The 2,348-nt window shown below is 37.6% G+C and carries 1 protein-coding gene; it reads left to right on the top strand.

Annotation, left to right across the window (positions count from 1 at the left end):
- A partial coding sequence (locus FJ218_11345; GenBank protein MBM4167496.1) for a TonB-dependent receptor occupies positions 1-2,084 on the top strand: 2,084 nt, incomplete at its 5' end.
- Between the last annotated feature and the right edge of the window lie 264 nt (positions 2,085-2,348).

Here is a 2,348-nt window from a genome sequence, read left to right on the forward strand (position 1 = left end):
TTTGTATGAGGAAAAGTCAGGAGACCTGCCAATGTTTTTTTCACAACACCTTCGAGGGAAGTTGGCGGAACAATGCATTTAGCAGGTTCATTTTCCCATCTTCTTTATTGAGGATGGGATTTTTTTTTATCAATATTTATCTACATGTATCTATGAAATATTTTTTTCTTTTTTTAATTTCTACTTCACTTCTCTTTGCCGACGATATCGATTCGACGAAACAATATAACGTTGATGAAGTCGTTGTAACAGGAACACGCAGCAAAGTTTTTTCGAGAAAACTTTCTTCGTCGGTAACAATGATTGACAATTTGTTGATTCAAACAAAAACAGGGAACTCGTATGCATCTGCTTTGCAAGGCACATCTGGACTTTTTATAAAATCGTACGGAGGCAATGCAATGCTGAATACGCTTTCGTTGCGTGGAATGGCTCCCGAGCATACGGCGTTTCTTGTTGATGGAGTACGAATCAACAGTGCACAAAACGGATTGGTGGATTTGGGAATTTTCTCTTCATCGAACATTGAGCGCATCGAAATCTTAAAAGGTGGAAGTTCATCGCTATATGGAACGGGTGCTGTTGGCGGGGTAGTGAATATCATTTCAAAAAAACCGAAAGAAAATTTTTCGCTGAATGTTTTATCCTCATTCGGTTCCTTTGGACATCGGGTGTTTGAACAAAATATTCATTTGCAACAAAGTGAGGATTTGAAAATTCTTGCAACGCTTCACAATGAAACAGGAGACGGGAATTATCAATTTTATTTTTTTGACGGAACGAAACGAACATTGATGCGACGCGGTAATGCTGATTATTCACTGAAATTTTTTTCCAGCAGTATTGATTGGAATGCACACAACAATATTTCAGCAGCGTTGAATTTCAATATTGAAGATGCAAAACGCGGTTCCCCGAATCCGGTATATTCTCTTTCCGATGATGGAAAAGCGCGATTGAATGATAATAACATTCGTACAAATTTTGTTGTTGAATGGAGTGACAAATCCAAAGTGTTTGCGACGTTGCATTCTTCTTTTCAATATGGAAATGAAACGTACAGAGATCCGCAATGGCAAATCAATTCTTACTATGTGAATCGCGCTGCTGTTCTTGAGCCAACAATCCGGTACGTGTTTTCCAATAATTTTTCTTGTATCGTTGGAGGAGAATTTTCGCGAAATTGGATTCGAAGCAATGAACTTACAGACGTTGAAAGAAATCAACAAAGTGTTTTCTTCTCATCGGAAATTTTGGCTTCAAAGTTTTTGTCTTCGCCATTGGAAACGATATTGTATCCTTCGATTCGGTTCGACAATATTTCCGACGTTGGCAATTCAGTAAATCCGAAACTCGGTATCAATGTAGGTGTTTTTGAAGAACCTGAATTACGTATTCGCACATCGTACGGAACATCATTTCATGCCCCAACGTTTAATAATTTATATTACAATTTTTTTGGAAATCCCAATTTAAAACCGGAGCGTTCGACAAGTTTTGATGCCGGAATTGTCGGCGTAATAAATATGGTTGGGAAACTACAACTTGAAGTAAATTATTTTTCAATAGATACGCGAGAGAGAATTGTATGGGTTCCGTTGAGTAATTTCAGCGGGATGTTAAAAAATGTTGGGCGCGTTCAATCGGAAGGAATCGAATGGGAAGGAACATGGAAATTGTTGGAAGAACGTCTTTCGATTACTATAAATTCCATGTTGAATTCTGTAAGAAAGTTACAGAAAGATTCTGCCAACGATGCGACATACAACAAAGAACTTCCATATTTACCGAAACAAACAATGAATCTTTCGACAAGTTACAGCATTTATGATGTTACTTTTTCTTTTCAACATTCAATAATACGTGAGCGATATACTGACGAAGCGAATATCGGAAAACTTTCCGATATCAATATTTCATCGGCGGCACTACTGTATCGCTTTTCGTTCGAGAATATGCATCCGTTGATAAAAATAGAAGCGTCCAATATTTTCAACGAATCGTATCAAATCATTCAGGATTATCCGATGCCGTTGCGCGAAATTCGATTGACGGTATCACTTCAGTATCAGCAACGAAAATGAGTTTCAGGAATTATTGCCATAGTATTTGTATAAATTTTTTAAACTTCATATTTTAATCGCCGAAAAAAATATTCTGGAATTTTTTTATGTACCTCACTGGAAAAAATAACGTAGCATTCTTCTTTGCGGCTTCACTCATTCTTCTTGCCGCATTTTCACGAATACTTCCTCATCCGCCGAATTTTACGCCGGTTTCTGCTATTGCGTTGTTTGGCGGCGTATATTTAGAAAAACGATGGTCGATTCTTGTGCCGTTCGTTACAA

It is taken from the genome of Ignavibacteria bacterium (assembly GCA_016873775.1).
Classification (GTDB): Bacteria; Bacteroidota; Ignavibacteria; order UBA10030; family F1-140-MAGs086; genus JAGXRH01.